Below are 16,323 nucleotides of genomic sequence, written 5' to 3'. Positions count from 1 at the left end.
GGGTTGCCGGGGTGGCGCATGCTCTGGCTGTGGTGACGACCTCGAACCGTGACCGGTCCACCCGCCGCGCCGCCGATCTCGTCGTCGTGCGGCACCGGGACCTGCTGCGGCTGTCCGGGACGCCCGGTCTCGTGTCCAGCCGAACGCCGCGCGGTCCGGCCGCCGGGGGAGTGCACGGTGCGGCCCGGGATCCGCGCTACCCGTCGCCCCGGGAGCTGCGCAAGGTGCTGTCGTTCGCGCTGGATCTGGTGCTGCACCTGGCGATCGGGGTCGGCGTCGCGGCGGCGCTGCTCCGGGCCGGGCAGCCGGTCGTGGTCGGCGCGGCGGCCGGGCTGGCCGGGTTCGTGGTCGCCTCCGCGGTGCACCGGATCGTCGTGCAGCGGTTGACCTCCGCGACGCTGGGCAAGGCGGTCACCGGGCTGCGGATCATCCGGGACGACACCGGCGGGCCGGCGACGACCGGGCTGCTGATCATGCAGTGGGTGTTCGGCGTGATCCTGATCGTGGCCGGCCTGTTCAGCTAGGGCGTGTTTCGGGGCCCCGGCCAGGCGAGGCCGGCCAGGCAACGCGGCGAACCGGGCCGGCCGCGCGACCGTTGGGCTCCCGCCCGCGATGGGCCAGCAGCGGCCGGGTGCCCTCGGTCCGAGGGGTACCCGCGCTTCGCCGCTCCCGGCCCCGCGGCGCACCCGCGCTGCGGGTCGGCCGCGGCGGATGCCGGCGGTCGGGAGGTCAGCCGCGGCCGTGCAGGAAGCGGACCAGCTTCGGGATCAGCGCGTCGGTGCGCGGGCCGCGACGAAACGACATGATCGGCATCGGGGTCCGGAACCGGCGGCGCGCGATCGACTTCGGCCGGGCGAACTCGCGCAGCCCGTCCGCGCCGTGGATGCGGCCGAAGCCGGAGTCGCCGACGCCGCCGAACGGCAGCGCTGGCAGTCCGACGAAGCTCATCCCGCCGTTGATCGAGGTCATCCCGGACCGCAGCCGGGTCGCGACGGCCATCCCGGAGCGGCGGGAGAACACCGCCGAACCCAGCCCGTAGCCGGTGGCGTTGGCGCGCCGGATCGCCTCGTCCAGGTCCGGCACCCGGCTGACGGTCAGCGTCGGGCCGAACGTCTCCTCGCGCACCGCGGCCGAATCCTCCGGCACGTCCAGCAGGATCGTGGGGTGCACGTACGGCGGGTCGACCGCGTCGTTGCCGCCGAGCACCGCGGTGCCGCCCCGTGCCAGGGCGTCGGCGATGTGCCGGCGGATCACGTCGACCTGGCCGGGCATCGTGATCGGGCCGATGTCGGCCTCGTCGTCACTCCCGACCCGCAACGCTCGCGCCTTCGCCACCAGCTTGTCCACGAACGCATCGGCGACCGAGTCGTGCACGTACACCCGCTCGATGCCGATGCAGGTCTGGCCGGCGTTGCTCATCCCGGCCCAGCAGGCGGCGTCCGCGGCGTCGTCGAGGTCGGCGTCGGCGGCGACGATCATCGCGTCCTTGCCGCCGCACTCGACCAGCACCGGGGTCAGCGTCTCGCTGCACGCGGCCATCACCTTCTTGCCGGTCCGGGTGGAGCCGGTGAACGCGAGCTTGTCGATGCCGGCCGCGCACAGCGCCGCCCCGGTCTCACCGAGGCCGTGCACCACCTGGAAGACCGGTTCGTCGCCGACCGCCTCGGCGAACGAGTCGACCAGCCACTGACCGACCGCCGGGGTGTACTCGCTGGGCTTGAACACGACCGCGTTGCCGGCGGCCAGCGCGTAGGCGATGGAGCCCATCGGGGTGAAGACCGGGTAGTTCCACGGGCCGATCACGCCGACCACGCCGAACGGCTGGTAGGTCACCAGCGCGCTCTGGTCGGGCAGCAGGATGCTGCCGCCGACGCGACGCGGGCCGAGCACCCGGCGGGCGTGCCGGGCCGCCCAGGCCACGTGGTCGATCGCCGCGGTGATCTCGATGACGGCGTCGCCGACCGGCTTGCCGCCCTCGTCGTGCACCACCCGGGCCAGCTCCGGCATCCGCCGGGCCAGCGCGGCGCGCCACCGGCCGAGCCGCTCCGCCCGGCCACCGAAACCGAGCCCGGCCCACCAGCGGGCCGCCTCGCGCGCGTTGCGCACCGCGGCCCGGACGTCGGTGTCGTCGGCCACCGGGAACTCGCCGACCAGCGCGCCGGTGCCCGGATGGGTGGATCGCAGCCGCCCGTCCACCACCACCGGAAGCCCCGGCGTCTCCGTCTGCGTTGGCTTGTGCACCTCGGCGGTCATGCGGCGAGTGTAGGCCGAAACCGTACCGGGCGGTAACCGTCGTTTCGACCGATCACCGGGCCGGTCAGGCGCCGAGCGCGAGCTGGAAGACCGCCAGCACGTCGTGGCACAGCAGCGGTGCCGGGGCGGCGCCGATGCGCCGGGTGTCGGCATGCGCGCTGCGGATCGAGCCGCCGCGCCGGACCAGCCGCAGGTAGCCGGCCGGGCTGCGGACCACCGAGTCAGCGCACCCCGCGGGCACCGGGCCCGACTCACCCGCCGCGGCCACCGCGACGTCGATGGCGGCACCGGCCCGGCCTTCGAGGGAGCTGGCCCCCGACCCGCCGACGTTGCCGGCGGCGAGCTGCACCAGCCCGCGCACGTACCGGCAGTCGTGCAGGGCGCCGCGGTAGGCGGCGAGCAGCGCGGTGTCGAAGTATTCGGGACCGAACCTGTCCCGCCAGTCCGGGTCGAGGTCGACGTCGACCATCCGGTCGTCGGCGCGCAGCGTGACGCGGATCGTGCCGGACGGATCCGCGCAGCGAAAGTACGACGGGGGCCGCTCACCGAACGCGCGCACCTCGGCGATCGCCCAGGCCCGCAGATCGCGCCGGGCGCCGTCGCGTCGTGGACGCGTCCCGACGTTGTTCACGGCCATCCTTCTCGTCCCCTCCCGCTGCGCTCGGCGCCGGTCCGCTGAACGGTACTCAGCGTCGGCAACCGGACGTACGGGACGAGGATGTGGTCTCGGCGCGAGCATGTGGTATCGGGACGGCGCGGGCCGGTCAGGCCCCGATGGCCAGCCGGTGCGCCCGGAGCCGCTCGTAGTACGGCCGGTGGTGGGCGGCGAACCCGGCGAGCAGCGGCGTGTTGTGCACCGTGTGCGGGTACCGCGAGGTGGTGCCGGACAGCCCGGTGGAGGCGGCCACGTCGGTGTGCCACTCGGCGGTGCGGCGCCACTCGCTGCGGTCACCGGCCTGCCAGTGCAGCGCCTCGGGCCGGAACGGCAGCCCGGTCGCGGCGCAGTACGCCGCCATCGTGGCGGCCGGGTGCGCGGCGAGGTCGGCCGCGTCGACCACCACCGGCGCGGCGCCGGCGTGGGCGACGGCCGCGTCGTACAGCTCGGCCAGGTGTTCGAGCCCGACGTCGGCGCGACACATGCCCGGGTCGATCGCGTAGAACGACGCGGCGACCTCGGCCGGGTCGCGGATCAGGAACGTGTGCCGCACCTCGGCCAGGAAGCGCCGGTCGGCGAGCACTGCCGGGTACCGGTTGTCGGTGGTGTCCTTGAAGAACACCCGGGCGCCGGCCGACGCCGCCCGCAGCGCGGCGATCAGTTCCGGGTGGCTGCGGACCGGGCCGGCCGGGCCGTCGGTCTCGCCGTGGTCGGTGACGTTGCAGAACGGTTCGTGCAGCGCCAGCAGGTCGCCGCGCTCCGCCATGGCCCGGAAGAACGCGGTGGACCGGGACCGCGGTGCGCTCCACAACGCGATGATCATGGCGTCTGTCTACCCAACCCGGCCGCGCCCCGCAACGGTTCGGCGGGGGAGCGGCGCCGGGCCCCGGTCAGCTGAGGTGGTCGGCGACGATGCGGCGGGCGACGCCGGCGGGGGAGGGCAGCTCGCCGCGCTCGGCCAGCCCCCGGTAGTGGGCCCGGTCCGGGAACCAGGCATCGTCGTCGGCCCGGATCAGCGCCTGCATCTCGGTGTCCATCACGCCGGGGCTGACGCTCGCCACCCGGACCCGGTCGTCGTCGGCGTACTGCTGGGCGAGCGCGGCGAAGAACATCTCGCCGCCGGCCTTGGTCGCGCAGTACGTCGCCCAGCCGTCGATCACCCGCCGCGCCGCGCCGGACGAGACGAACAGCACCGTGGTCGGCCGGTCGCCGGCGGCGGCCAGTACCGCACCGGTCAGCAGCATCGGCGCGAGCAGGTTGACGTGCACGCTCGCCGCGGTACGGGCCGGGTCGAGGGTGCCGATCGCGCCGATCGGCTCGACCGAGCCGGCGTTGTGGATCAGCACGACCGGTTCGTCGGCGGGTCCGGCGGTCAGGAAACCGGACAGTTCCGGTAGCTCGACGTCGGGCCGGGACAGGTCGGCCTCGCACAGCCGGACCCGGGCCGGGTCCGCGGCCCGCTGCTCCGCGGTGAAGCCGCGGCCGATGGCGAACAGCCGGTCACCCCGTCCGTACAGTTCGTCGAACAGTGCCCGGCCCAGCCCGCGGGACACCCCGGTCAGTACGGTGGCGGTCATGGTCGGTGCCTTCCTGCGGGCCGGTACGACCAGCCGATGCTACGAAACGGCGGCCGGCAGCGCGGCCGGTACGCCGCGAACACAGGAGGTCATGGGTGGCTGACGAGATCGGTACCGTCGGGGTGGTCGGGCTGGGCACGATGGGTGCCGGCATCGTCGAGGTGTTCGCCCGCAGCGGGCTGCCGGTGACGGCGCTGGAGATCGACGACGCGGCGCTGGCCCGCGGCCGCGACACCCTGCGCGCCTCCACCGACCGGGCGGTACGCAAGGGCAAGCTCACCGCCGAGCAGGCGGCCGGGATCCTCGACCGGATCACCTTCACCACCGACTACGCCGCGATGGCCGGCGCCGACCTGGTGGTCGAGGCCGCACCGGAGCGGATGGCGATCAAGCACGCCGTGTTCACCGAACTGGACCGGGTCTGCGGCCCGCACGCGATCCTCGCCACCAACACCAGCTCGCTGTCGGTCACCGAGATCGCGCACCACACCACCCGGCCGCACCGGGTCGTCGGCATGCACTTCTTCAACCCGGCGCCGGTGATGAAGCTGGTCGAGGTGATCGGCACGGTCGTCGCCGACCAGGACGCGGTGGACACCGTCGTCGCGTTGTGCCGGCGGCTCGGCAAGACCCCCGTCGAGGTCGGCGACCGGCCCGGCTTCGTCGCCAACTACCTGCTGCTCGGCTACCTCAACCAGGCCGCCTGGTTGGTGTCCGACGGCTACGTGTCGGCGGCCGACCTGGACGACGCGATGCGGCTCGGTGCCGGCCTGCCGATGGGCCCGCTGACGCTGATGGACCTGATCGGCATCGACACCATCGTGGAGATCCTCGACGTGATCCACACCTACGGCGGGGCCAGCCGCCGGCACGCCTGCGCGCCGCTGCTGCGCCAGCTCGCCGCCGCCGGCCGGTACGGGCGCAAGTCCGGGCACGGCTTCTACCGGTACGCCAAGGCCGGCTCCGGGGCTCCGGCGGCCCCCGCAGCGGGGAGCGCGTCGGCCGGCACCGAGCCGGCACCCGCCCAGCCCGCCACCGTTGCGGTACTGGACGACCCGGCCGCCGCCGCGGCGCTGACCGCGGCCGGCGTGCCGGCCCGCGAACTGTCCGATGTGGACAAGTCGGCGCTCGCCGGGGTCGACCTGGTCGTGGTCGGCGCCGGAGCCGACGCCGCGACGTACGCGGCGCTCGGTGCGGCGACCGACGCGGTGCTCGCCGTCGACTCGGCCACCGACCAGCTCGCCGCCGCCGGCGCCGCGAGCGGCCGGCCCGGCGCCGTCGTCGGCCTGCACCTGGTCGGCGAGTTCGCCGAGATCGCCCGTACCGTCGGCACCGACGACGCCGCCGTCGCGGCGGCGCGCGGGCTGGCCGAGGCGCTCGGCCGCCGCTCCGTCGTCGTCGACGAGCGGGCCGGCCTGGTCGTCGAGGCGCTGCTGGTGCCCTACCTCAACGACGCGATCGGCATGCTGGCCAGCGGCTACGCCGACGCCGACGGCATCGATCACGCGATGACGCTGGGCTGCGGGTACCCGGAGGGTCCGATCGCCGCGATCGACCGGCTCGGCCCGGCCGCGGTGCTCGCCGCCGCCCGGGCGCTGTACGCGGAGTCCGGCGAACCGAGCCGCGCGCCGTCCCCGCTGCTGGCCCAGCTGGTCGCCGCCGGCCGCGGCGCCCGCGGCTGACCGTCGTACCCCCGAGCCGCCGACGGCGGGCCGGTCACCACGCCGGTCCGCCGTCGGCGGCGCGGATCGGTGGCGCCAGGCCGGTCACCGTGCCGGCCCGCCGCGGCGGCCGTCGGCGGTGCCGGGGCCGGGCAGTGCTCGGCGGCCGGTTCCGCGGCGCGGGTACCGGTACCCGGTGGGCGCCGTCCTATGCTGGTGGGCATGCCGGAGGGTGCCGAGGCCGAAGGGCCTTCGATGGACGACGTGGCGGGCTCGATCGCGGCCCGCAAGGCGCTGGGGCCGGACGCCGAGGAGGCGGTCATCCGGGCGTTCCTGGAGCGCACCGGGCAGCAGATCGACCGCCGGGTGGACGAACGGCTCGGCCGCGTCCAGCCGGCGCCACCTCCGGCGGTGCCCCAGCCGCCGCAGCAGCCGCACGGCAGCACCGATCACACCGCGTTCGTGCTGGCGATCGTCTCGATCGGCGCCGGCATCCCGCTGACCGGCATCGCCACCCAGCTGCAGGGGTCCACCCTGATCGGCATCGTGCTCATCTGGGCCGGCCTGGTCCTGATCAACGTCGTGTACGGGATGCGCCGCCGCTGAGCGGTGTCCGCAAGGCCACCCACCCGGGCCGCACCGGCCCCGTCGCCGCACGGCGGCCGGTGGGTCAGCTGCGCAGCAGCCGCAGCGACGGCGGGAGCAGCGGCGCGGTGACCCAGCGGGCGTCGAACGTTCCGGCGGTGACGTCGGCGGTCACCGACAGCCGGTGCGGCGCCTCCAGGAACAGCACGTCGACCGCCAGGTGCGTCCCGTCGATCCAGCCGCCGCTGGCCGCGGCGGGTACCGGCTCGTCGGTGACCGTCCACCGGCCCGGCGCCAACCGTAGCCGCAGCTCGGTGCCCGGCTCGCACAGGACGAGCTCCCCGTCGCGCACCTGCACACCGGTCAACGGGGTGTCGCCGGGTGTGGCAGGGGCCAGCGACCAGTTGCCGGGGCGCTGGTCTCCGGCCGGCACCGGCGGCAGGGCGAGCCGGCCGAGCCGTTCGGCGAGCGCCGCGTCGTCCGCGGCCGAGCCAGCCGTGCCGAACGCCGGCAGCAGGTGCCGCCACGCCGCGTCGAGCACCGCCTGCATCTCGACCGTCGCCCCGGTGTACGCCACGACCGCGTCCTGCTCCGGCAACACCAGGCAGAACTGGCCGAACGCGCCGTCGCCCCGGTAGCCGTGCCGGGACATCCAGAACTGGAACCCGTAGCCCTGCGCCCAGTCCGGGTTCTCGTCGCCGGTCGGGACCTGCGGCCGGGTCGCCTCGGCCACCCAGCCCTCGGACAGGATCCGGTGGCCGCGCCACACCCCGCGGCGCAGGTACAGCTCGCCCAGCCGGGCGATCGCGTCGGTGGGGAGGAACAGGCCGACGAAACCGAGGTCGCGGCCCGACCCGTCCTGCTGCCAGCCCGGCGCGCCGATCCCGAGCGGCTCGAACAGCCGGGGCCGCAGGTACCCGGCGAGCGTCGTGCCGGTGAGCCGCTGCAGGATCACCCCCAGCGTGTACGTCGCCGGCTGGTTGTAGGCGAAGACGGTGCCGGGCTCGCGGTCGGGCGGCAGCCGCAGGAACCCGCGTACCGGATCGGCGGGATCGGACTCGAACACCTCGTCCCACGTGTCGCGGGTGTGCCCGCTGCTCATCGACGCCAGGTGCCGTACCCGCATCGCCCGGGTCCCCGGATCGGTGGCCAGCTCGCGGTACTCGGGGAAGAAGTCGACGACCCGGTCGTCGAGCCGCAGCAGCCCCTCATCGAGCGCCAGCCCCAGCGCGGTCGACGTGAAGCTCTTGCTCAGCGAGTACAGCATGTGTGGCCGCTCGGCGCGGTACGGCGACCACCAGCCGGCGGCCACCCGGTGCCCGTGCCGCAGTACCAGCAGGCTGTGCGGCTCGATCCCCGGCGCCGCCTCGACGGCGTCCAGGAAGGCGGCGACGCCGCGGGAGTCGACGCCCTGGTCGGCCGGCATGGCGGTGGGCAGTGAGTCGGTCATACGAGCGCCAACATCACGCCCGGACCGATCATTCCGCCGCCGCGCGCCCGAGGCGGTCGTCGCCGTGCGAGAACGGGCAGCGCGGGCCCGCCAACGGCGTCCCGAGCCATACCGGCAGCGGGCGTCCGGCGGTGGCCGGCACGGCGCGGCAGATACGCCTGGCGGTGGCCGGTACGGGTCGGCAAATACGCTTGACGGCGTGAGCCCGCGACGCAACCGACGCCAGCAGGCGGTGACCCCGGTCGATGACGACCGGTCCCGGCACGGTGTCGACACCCTGGAGAACTGGCCGGACGGGCAGTGGCGGGTGCGGGCGGTCACCGGCAGCAGCGGCAAGACCTACCGCTGTCCCGGCTGCGACCAGGAGGTCCGCGCCGGAACCGGCCACCTGGTCTGCTGGCCGGAGGGCCACATCGACGACCGGCGGCACTGGCACACCGCCTGCTGGCGGGCCCGGCTGCGGCGCGGCCCGGTGATCCAGCGCTCCCGCAACGCGCCCCGTTACGGCTGAGCGAGCGGGCCGGCGGAGGCGTGGTCGACCACGCCGATCGGTCGCCGGCGGTCGGCCGGTACGGCGCCCGCCACCGTCGCCCGGCCGAGCGGCTGGCCGGGCGACCGCACGTGACAGACTGGGTGATCGTGAGCGCTGCGATCCGGGCCAATTCGATCCTGCCGGCCACCCGGACCGACATCGAACTGAGCACCGCCGACGGGGTGACGCTGGTCGGCGAGCTCGCCACCCCGGTCGACCGGCCGCCGGTGGCCACGCTGGTCTGCTTGCACCCGCTGCCCACCCACGGCGGCATGATGGACTCCCACCTGTACCGCAAGGCGGCGTGGCGGCTGCCCGCGCTGGCCGGTCTCGCCGTGCTGCGGTTCAACACCCGCGGCACCGGCAGCCTGCGCGGCACCTCCGGCGGCACCTTCGACAACGGCGTGGCGGAGCGGTACGACGTGGCGGCGGCGATCGAGTACGCCGAGTTCCACGACCTGCCGGACGTGTGGCTGGTGGGCTGGTCGTTCGGAACCGACCTCGCCCTGATGTACGGCTGCGACCCGGCGGTGCGCGGCCTGATCCTGCTGTCCCCGCCGCTGCGGTATGCCAAGCCCGATCACCTGGCCGCCTGGGCCGCGTCCGGTCGGCCGGTCACCGCGCTGGTGCCGGAGTTCGACGACTACCTGCGGCCGGCGGAGGCCGCGCAGCGGTTCGCGGCGGTGCCGCAGGCCGAGGTGGTCGGTGTGCCCGGCGGCAAGCACCTGTGGGTGGGGCACTCGGAGCTGATCCTGGACGAGATCGTGCGCCGGGTCGCGCCCGAGTCGGCGCCGCTGCCCCGCAGCTGGGACGGCCCGATGGAGTTCGGCGACGCCTCCGCCTACGCCAACCGGACGGTCGCGGCGTTCGCCGACAAACCGCTCCCCGGGCCCGCCGCGGGCGACGGGACGGCGGCTCCCTCGCCGGGTGACACCGCAGGTGGCGCGGCACGGTAGTGCGCGGTGCGGGGCGTCGGCAAGCGGTGCGCGCGCCGGTGGACCGACCCGATGGGGCCAGCCACGCCGACCTGCGCTGCGCGGAACGGACGCCTACCGGCAGGATAGGACGATGCGGATCGGACATACCGAGGCCGGCCACGGCGTACCGCTCGTCCTGCTGCACGCGTTCCCCCTGAACGCGGCGATGTGGGCGGCGCAGCGCGACGGGCTGGCCGCCCACGCCCGAGTCATCACCCCCGACCAGCGCGGCTTCGGCGACAGCGCCCAGCTGGGCCGGGCGGAGCCGGACCTGGACGTCGCGGCCGACGATCTGTGCGAGCTGCTCGATGCCCTGTCGCTGCAGACGGTGGTGCTCGGCGGCATCTCGATGGGTGGCTACGTGGCGCTGGCGTTCCTGCGCCGGCACCCGGAGCGGCTGGCCGGCCTGCTGCTCGCCGACACCAGGGCGACCGCGGACACCGACGAGGCGGCGGCGAACCGCCGGCGCATCGCCGACACGGTCGAGCGGGCCGGCTCCAGCGAATCGCTGCGCCGCGAGGTGGTGCCCAACCTGATCGGCGCGAACACCCGCTGGCAGCGCCCCGACGTGTACGAGCGGGTCGCCGCCGCGGCGGTCGCGGCGCCACCGGCGGCGGTGGCCTGGGCACAGCGCGCGATGGCGGTACGCCGGGACGCCACCGAGCTGCTGGCCGGCGTCGAGGTGCCGACGCTGGTGGTGGTCGGGGAGGACGACGCGCTGACCGCGCCGGCCGAGGCGGCCCGGATGGCCGACGCGATCCCGGGTGCCCGGTTGCGCCGGATCCCCGGCGCCGGCCACCTCACCCCGGTGGAGGCGCCGGAACGGTTCAACACCGGCGTCCGCGCCCTCCTCGCCCGCATCGGCTGACCCCGGCCGGCCGACAGCCAGCCCGGCCGGTCGCCTACCGCGGGTGGTGGGCGGCGATCAGGTCGCGGTACCAGCGGTACGAGGATTTCGGGGTGCGGCGCTGGGTCGGGTAGTCCACGTGCACCAGCCCGAACCGCTGGCCGTACCCGGCGGCCCACTCGAAGTTGTCCAGCAGCGACCAGACGAAGTAGCCGCGCACGTCGACCCCGGCGTCCCGGGCCGCGGCCACCGCGGCGACGTGCCCGGACAGGTACTCGACCCGCGCCGGGTCGTCGACCGAACCGTCCGCGGCCGGCTCGTCGGGGTAGCTCGCACCGTTCTCGGTGACGTACAGCGGGGGCAGCCGGTTGCCGTAGCGCCGGGTCAGGTCGCCGAGCAGGTCGGTCAGGCCGTGTGGCACCGACGGCCAGCCGAACCCGGTGCGGGGCACCGCCGCGTCGAACGGCGCGAAGCCGAACGGCAGCGGCGGCAGCGAGCCGGCAAGATCCGGCGGCAGCTCCGCGGCGAGGGCGCCCGGCGCGCAGATCCGGGTCGGCTGGTAGTAGTTGACGCCGTAGAAGTCCAGCGGTGCGCCGATCGCGGCGAGCGCCTCGGCGTCGGCGGCCAGCTCGTCCAACGACTCGAAGCCGGCCGGCGCGGTCGGGTAGCGGCCGAGCAGCACCGGGTCGGCGAACAGCCGGTTGTGCAGCAGGTCGTACGCGTCGGCCGCGGCGAGATCGGCCGGCCCCGGCGCGGTGCCCGGCGTGGCGCCGGCCGGTACCACCGGGGTGTGGTTGTTCGCGATGCCGATCCGGCCGGCCACGCCCGCGGCGCGCAGCGCGGCGACCGCCAGCCCGTGCCCGTACAGCTGGTGGTGCGCGGTGGGCAGCGCGTCGAGCAGCAGCTGCCGGCCGGGTGCATGCACGCCCACGCCGTAGCCGAGCATCGTCATCATCGCCGGCTCGTTCAGCGTCACCCAGTACGCGACCCGGTCGCCGAGCCGGTCGGCCACCAGCGCGGCGTAGTCGGCGAACCGGTGCGCGGTGTCGCGTACCGTCCAGCCACCGGCGTCCTCGACCGGCTGCGGGGTGTCCCAGTGGTACAGGGTGAGCATCGGGGCGATGCCGTGCGCGGCCAGCTCGTCCACCAGCCGGTCGTAGAAGTCCAGCCCGGCGGCGTTGGCGGGGCCGCTGCCGGTCGGCTGCACCCGCGGCCACGCCACCGAGAACCGGTACCCGCCGACGCCGAGATCGGCCATCAGGGCCACGTCCTCGCGGTACCGGTGGTAGTGGTCGCAGGCGATCTCGCCGGTCTCGCCGTTCGCGATCCGGTTGGGTTCGGCGCAGAAGGTGTCCCAGATCGACCGGCCGCGGCCGTCGGCGTCGACCGCGCCCTCGATCTGGTAGGCCGAGGTGGACACACCCCAGACGAAGTCGGCCGGAAACTGCCCTGCCATGACCATCCTCCCCGGCTCGCCGATATGAGAATTCCTCACACTCTAGCTGGCCCGGCGGGCTCGCGCGGCAGCTCGACGGTCCGGGAGCCCGCCGGCATCCCGGCACCCGAGCCTCCCGACACCCCTATCCTCCCGACACCCCGAACCTCTGGTACCCCGGACCTCCTGGCACCCCGAACCTCCTGGCACCCCGAACCTCCCGGTACCCGAATCCCCGAACCACCGGCGCCCGGAGAAGCCACGCCCGACCATCGAGTGCCCGGTACGGCCGCCACCATGCCTCGGCCGGCGTACTACTCCGCCGAGCCGCCCGACCGCATGACACGATGATGGCGTCGTCGGAGCGAGGGATGTGGCGATGCGCGACAACGCGGACATGGCGGGCGGGACTCCGCCGGCGACCACTGCGCCGCCGCCGGCCGCCGTGCTGTGGGCTCCCGACCTGCTCCGGTACGACTTCGGCGACCATCCGATGAACCCGGTCCGGGTCGAGCTGACCATGGCGCTGGCGCGCGAACTCGGGGTGCTGGACCGCCCCGCCGTCGAGGTGGTGGCGCCCACCCCGCCGACGACGCCACCCTGCGGCTGGTGCACACCGCCGGCTACCTCGACGCGGTACGGGCGGCGTCGAGCGACCCGAACGTCACCGGGCACGGCCTCAACACCGCCGACGACCCGGTGTTCCCGCAGATGCACGAGGCGAGCGCGCTGATCGTCGGAGCCAGCGTGGCGGCCGCCCGGGCGGTCTGGACCGGCGCCGCGCGCCGCGCGGTCAACATCGCCGGCGGCCTGCACCACGCGATGCCCGATCGTGCCAGCGGCTTCTGCGTGTACAACGACCCGGCGATCGCCATCCGTACCCTGCTGGACGCCGGCGCCGAGTCGATCGCGTACGTGGACATCGACGTGCACCACGGCGACGGCGTGCAGCAGGTGTTCTACGACGACCCGCGGGTGCTCACCATCAGCCTGCACGAAACCCCGTACGCGCTGTTTCCCGGCACCGGGTTCCCCACCGAGACCGGCGGCGACGGCGCCCCCGGCAGCGCGGTCAACCTGGCCCTGCCACCGGGTACCGGCGACGCCGGCTGGCTGCGCGCCTTCCACGCCGTGATACCCGGGGCGGTCCGGGCGTTCAAGCCGCAGCTGCTCGTCACCCAGTGCGGGGCCGACGCGCACCGCGCCGACCCACTCGCCGACCTGCGGCTGTCGGTGGACTGCCAGCGCACCGCCTACCTGGCGCTGGAACGGCTGGCCGACACGGTGTGCGGCGGCCGCTGGCTGGCGTTCGGCGGCGGCGGGTACGCGCTGGTCGAGGCGGTGCCGCGGGCCTGGACGCACCTGCTCGCGATCCTCACCGGCGGGCCGATCGAACCGGACACGCCGACCCCGCCGCGGTGGCGGGCGCTGGCCCAGGCACGCTGCCCGCAGGCGTACCCGCCGGCCACCATGAGCGACTTCCCCGGCGCGGCGGCCGGGACCGTACCGCACCGCCCCTGGGATCCCGGGGAGCCGGCCGACGCCGTCGACCGGGCGATCATCGCCACCCGGCGCGCGGTGTTTCCGCTGCTCGGGCTCGACCCGTACGACCCGAGGGACTGAGCCCGTGCCGGCCGCCGACGACTACCCGGCCGACCGCGCCGCCGACGTGGCGCTCGCCGACGGCGGCACCGTGCACCTGCGCCCGATCCGCCCCGACGACGCGCCGCGCATCGTCGCGATGCACTCCCGGTTCTCCGAACGCACCCGCTACCTGCGCTACTTCTCCCCGTACCCGCGGATCCCGGAACGCGACCTGCGCCGCTTCACCACCGTCGACCACCACGACCGGGAGGCGTTCGTCGCCGAGCTCGGCGGCGAACTGATCGCGGTCGGCCGGTACGAGCGGATCGACGCCGACGAGGCCGAGGTGGCGTTCGTCGTCGAGGACGCGCACCAGGGCCGCGGCCTGGGTTCGGTACTGCTGGAGCACCTGACCGCCGCCGCCCGGCAGGAACACATCGCCCGGTTCGTCGCCGAGGTGCTGCCGGAGAACGGCACCATGCTGCGGGTGTTCTCCGACGCCGGGTACACGGTGGACCGCAGCTACGCCGACGGCGTCGTGCACCTGACGTTCGAGATCGCGCCGACCGACCGCTCCGTCGAGGTGGCCCGGGACCGGGAACGGCGCACCGAGGCCGCCGCGATCCGCCGGCTGCTGACCCCGCGCACGGTGGCGGTGGTCGGCGCGAGCACCCGGCCCGGCACCATCGGGCACACCCTGCTGCGCAACCTGACCGCCGGCGGCTACACCGGCACCATCGTGCCGATCCACCCCACCGCGAAGACCGTCCGCGGGTTGCGTGCCTACCCGTCGGTGGCGGCGGCGCCCGGACCGATCGACCTGGCGCTGGTCGCGGTACCCGCCGAGGCGGTCCCCGCGGTCGTCGCCGACTGCGCGAACGCCGGGGTGTACGCGCTGGTCATCGTCTCGGCCGGGTTCGGCGAACAGGGCGCCGCGGGCCTCGCCCGGCAGCGCGACCTGGTGACCGCGGCGCGCGCCAACGGGATGCGCATCGTCGGCCCCAACTGCCTCGGGATCGCCAACACCGACGCCGAGCTGCGGCTCAACGCGACACTCGCGCCGGCGCTGCCGGACCGCGGCCGGGCCGGCTTCTTCTGCCAGTCCGGTGCGCTCGGCGTGGCCCTGCTGGCCGAGGCGCACCGCCGCCGGCTCGGCCTGTCCAGCTTCGTGTCCGCCGGCAACCGGGCCGACGTGTCCGGCAACGACCTGCTGCAGTACTGGTTGGACGACCCGGCCACCGACCTCGTGCTGCTCTACCTGGAGACGTTCGGCAACCCGCGCAAGTTCGCCCGGCTGGCCCGCCGGTTGGCCCGGCGCAAACCGGTGGTGGCCGTCGCCGGCCGGGCCCGGCCGCCCGCACTGGCCGGAGTCGGCCCGGCACCGGACGAGCGTTCGGTCGAGGCGCTGTTCGCCCGCTCCGGCGTGATCCGGGTCGACACCGTGCCCGAGCTGTTCGACGTCGGGCTGCTGCTCGCGCACCAGCCGCTGCCCGGCGGCCGGCGGGTCGGCGTGGTCGGCAACTCCACCGCCCTGGGCGTCCTCGCCGTCGAGGCGCTCGCCGCCGCCGGCCTGACCGTACCGGCCGGCTACCCGGTCGACGTCGGCCCGTCGGCCACCGCGCACCAGTTCGCCACCGCGCTGCGCCGCGCCGTCGCCGACGGCGACATCGACGCGCTCGTCGCGGTGTTCGTCCCACCGCTCGCGGTGCCCTCCGCCGCCTACGCCGAGGTCCTGGTCGCCGAGACCGCCGGCGGCAGCAAGCCGGTCGTCGCCACGTTCGTCGCCGGCGACGTCGCGGCCACCGCCGGCCGCGCCACCGCCGGCGAACCGGCCCAGGCCAAGCTGGTACGCCCCGGCCCGGACGGCGGCCCCGGCCCCGGCACGGTCCCGGCGTACGACTCGGTCGAGGAGGCGGTGCGGGCGCTGGCCCGGGTCGCCCGGTACGCGCAGTGGCGGCGGCAACCGGCCGGCCGGGTTCCGGTACTGCCCGACACCGACCCGGCCGCGGCCCGCCGGCTGATCGCCGCGGCGCTGGCCGAGCAGCCGGCCGGGGTCGCGCTGCCGGACGAGGCGGCCGCGCCGATCCTCGCCCGGTACGGCATCGCGGTCGAGCCGTCGATCCGCGCCACCGACGCCGGCCGCGCCATCGCCGCGGCCGACCGGCTCGGCTACCCGGTCGCGTTGAAGATGGCGGAGGGGCCGCTGCGGCACCGGCTCGACCTCGGCGGGGTCCGGCTGGAGCTGTCCGACGCGGGCGACGTCCGTCGCGCCTACGCCGACATGGCCGCCCGGTTCGGCGCCGACATCGCGGTGGTGGTGCAGCGGATGCGGGCGCCGGGCGTGGCCTGCGTGGTGGACCTGGTGGAGGATCCGGCGTTCGGGCCGGTCGTCGGTTTCGGGCTGGCCGGCGTGGCCACCGACCTGTTCGGTGACCACGCCTGGCGGGCCGCGCCGCTGTCCACCTCGGACGCCGAGGCGCTGGTCCGGGCGCCGCTCGCGGCGCCGCTGCTGTTCGGTCGGCCGGTGTCGCCGGACGACCCGCTGCCCGCCCAGGGCACCGACGCCGACCTCGGCGCGCTCACCGACCTGCTGGTCCGGCTCGGGCTGCTGGCCGACGAACAGCCCGAGGTCCGCACCGTGCAGCTCAATCCGGTGCTCGCCGGCGCCGACGGGGTGGCCACCCTGCACGCCACCGTGCACGTCGGGCCGCCCGGCTCCCGACCCGACACCGGCCCGCGCCGGCTGCGCTGACGAGACCGGCGCCGG

The 16,323-nt window shown here is 75.4% G+C and carries 13 protein-coding genes and 1 pseudogene; 8 read left to right on the top strand and 6 right to left on the bottom strand.

All coding sequences use genetic code 11. The features are described 5' to 3' along the window. Positions 1-29 precede the first annotated feature (29 nt). Positions 30-524 (top strand): RDD family protein, encoded by a 495-nt coding sequence (locus Athai_RS17420; RefSeq protein ID WP_203962453.1) that lies wholly within the window; start codon positions 30-32, stop codon positions 522-524. A 205-nt stretch (positions 525-729) separates the two neighbouring features. On the opposite strand, the gene Athai_RS17415 is transcribed toward Athai_RS17420, so the two are convergent. The 4 genes from Athai_RS17415 to Athai_RS17400 form a co-directional block, all read right to left on the bottom strand. After that, positions 730-2,253: an aldehyde dehydrogenase family protein gene (locus Athai_RS17415; protein WP_203962452.1), complete on the bottom strand. Its 1,524-nt coding sequence runs from the start codon at positions 2,251-2,253 to the stop codon at positions 730-732. A gap of 64 nt (positions 2,254-2,317) precedes the next feature. After that, positions 2,318-2,884, bottom strand: coding sequence for a hypothetical protein (locus Athai_RS17410; protein WP_203962451.1), 567 nt, complete (start codon positions 2,882-2,884; stop codon positions 2,318-2,320). A gap of 133 nt (positions 2,885-3,017) precedes the next feature. Next, positions 3,018-3,731, bottom strand: coding sequence for a sulfotransferase-like domain-containing protein (locus Athai_RS17405; RefSeq protein ID WP_203962450.1), 714 nt, complete (start codon positions 3,729-3,731; stop codon positions 3,018-3,020). Positions 3,732-3,798: 67 nt separating this feature from the next. Beyond that, positions 3,799-4,485, bottom strand: coding sequence for an SDR family NAD(P)-dependent oxidoreductase (locus Athai_RS17400; RefSeq protein ID WP_203962449.1), 687 nt, complete (start codon positions 4,483-4,485; stop codon positions 3,799-3,801). 95 nt (positions 4,486-4,580) lie between these two features. On the opposite strand from Athai_RS17400, the gene Athai_RS17395 reads away from it, so the two are divergent. Both Athai_RS17395 and Athai_RS17390 read left to right on the top strand, forming a co-directional pair. Beyond that, on the top strand, positions 4,581-6,167 hold the full coding sequence (locus Athai_RS17395) for a 3-hydroxyacyl-CoA dehydrogenase family protein (protein ID WP_203962448.1): 1,587 nt from the start codon (positions 4,581-4,583) through the stop codon (positions 6,165-6,167). A 201-nt stretch (positions 6,168-6,368) separates the two neighbouring features. Further along, positions 6,369-6,752 (top strand): hypothetical protein, encoded by a 384-nt coding sequence (locus Athai_RS17390; protein ID WP_203962447.1) that lies wholly within the window; start codon positions 6,369-6,371, stop codon positions 6,750-6,752. Positions 6,753-6,816: 64 nt separating this feature from the next. On the opposite strand, the gene Athai_RS17385 is transcribed toward Athai_RS17390, so the two are convergent. Then, positions 6,817-8,181 (bottom strand): serine hydrolase domain-containing protein, encoded by a 1,365-nt coding sequence (locus Athai_RS17385; RefSeq protein WP_203962446.1) that lies wholly within the window; start codon positions 8,179-8,181, stop codon positions 6,817-6,819. A gap of 199 nt (positions 8,182-8,380) precedes the next feature. Between Athai_RS17385 and Athai_RS17380 the strand changes: the two genes are divergently transcribed. The 3 genes from Athai_RS17380 (at position 8,381) to Athai_RS17370 (ending at position 10,558) form a co-directional block, all read left to right on the top strand. Further along, on the top strand, positions 8,381-8,692 hold the full coding sequence (locus tag Athai_RS17380; RefSeq protein WP_203962445.1) for a hypothetical protein: 312 nt from the start codon (positions 8,381-8,383) through the stop codon (positions 8,690-8,692). Positions 8,693-8,820: 128 nt separating this feature from the next. After that, positions 8,821-9,669 (top strand): alpha/beta hydrolase, encoded by an 849-nt coding sequence (locus Athai_RS17375; protein WP_203962444.1) that lies wholly within the window; start codon positions 8,821-8,823, stop codon positions 9,667-9,669. Between the two features lie 112 nt (positions 9,670-9,781). Then, positions 9,782-10,558 carry an alpha/beta fold hydrolase gene (locus Athai_RS17370; protein ID WP_203962443.1) on the top strand — a complete coding sequence of 259 codons (777 nt, stop codon included), beginning with the start codon at positions 9,782-9,784 and terminating at the stop codon, positions 10,556-10,558. A 34-nt stretch (positions 10,559-10,592) separates the two neighbouring features. Here Athai_RS17370 and Athai_RS17365 read toward each other — a convergent pair whose 3' ends face one another. Beyond that, a complete protein-coding gene (locus Athai_RS17365; RefSeq protein WP_203962442.1) occupies positions 10,593-11,993 on the bottom strand; it encodes a GH1 family beta-glucosidase in 1,401 nt (466 codons plus the stop codon). A 376-nt stretch (positions 11,994-12,369) separates the two neighbouring features. Here Athai_RS17365 and Athai_RS17360 point away from each other — a divergent pair. Further along, positions 12,370-13,595 (top strand): annotated as a pseudogene (locus Athai_RS17360) (acetoin utilization protein AcuC). Positions 13,596-13,599: 4 nt separating this feature from the next. Then, entirely contained in the window at positions 13,600-16,308 is a 2,709-nt protein-coding gene (locus Athai_RS17355) for a bifunctional acetate--CoA ligase family protein/GNAT family N-acetyltransferase (RefSeq protein WP_239157009.1), read from the top strand. Positions 16,309-16,323 lie beyond the last annotated feature (15 nt).

Source organism: Actinocatenispora thailandica (genome assembly GCF_016865425.1).
Lineage (GTDB): Bacteria > Actinomycetota > Actinomycetes > Mycobacteriales > Micromonosporaceae > Actinocatenispora > Actinocatenispora thailandica.
This window is presented reverse-complemented; position numbering and strand designations above follow the sequence as displayed.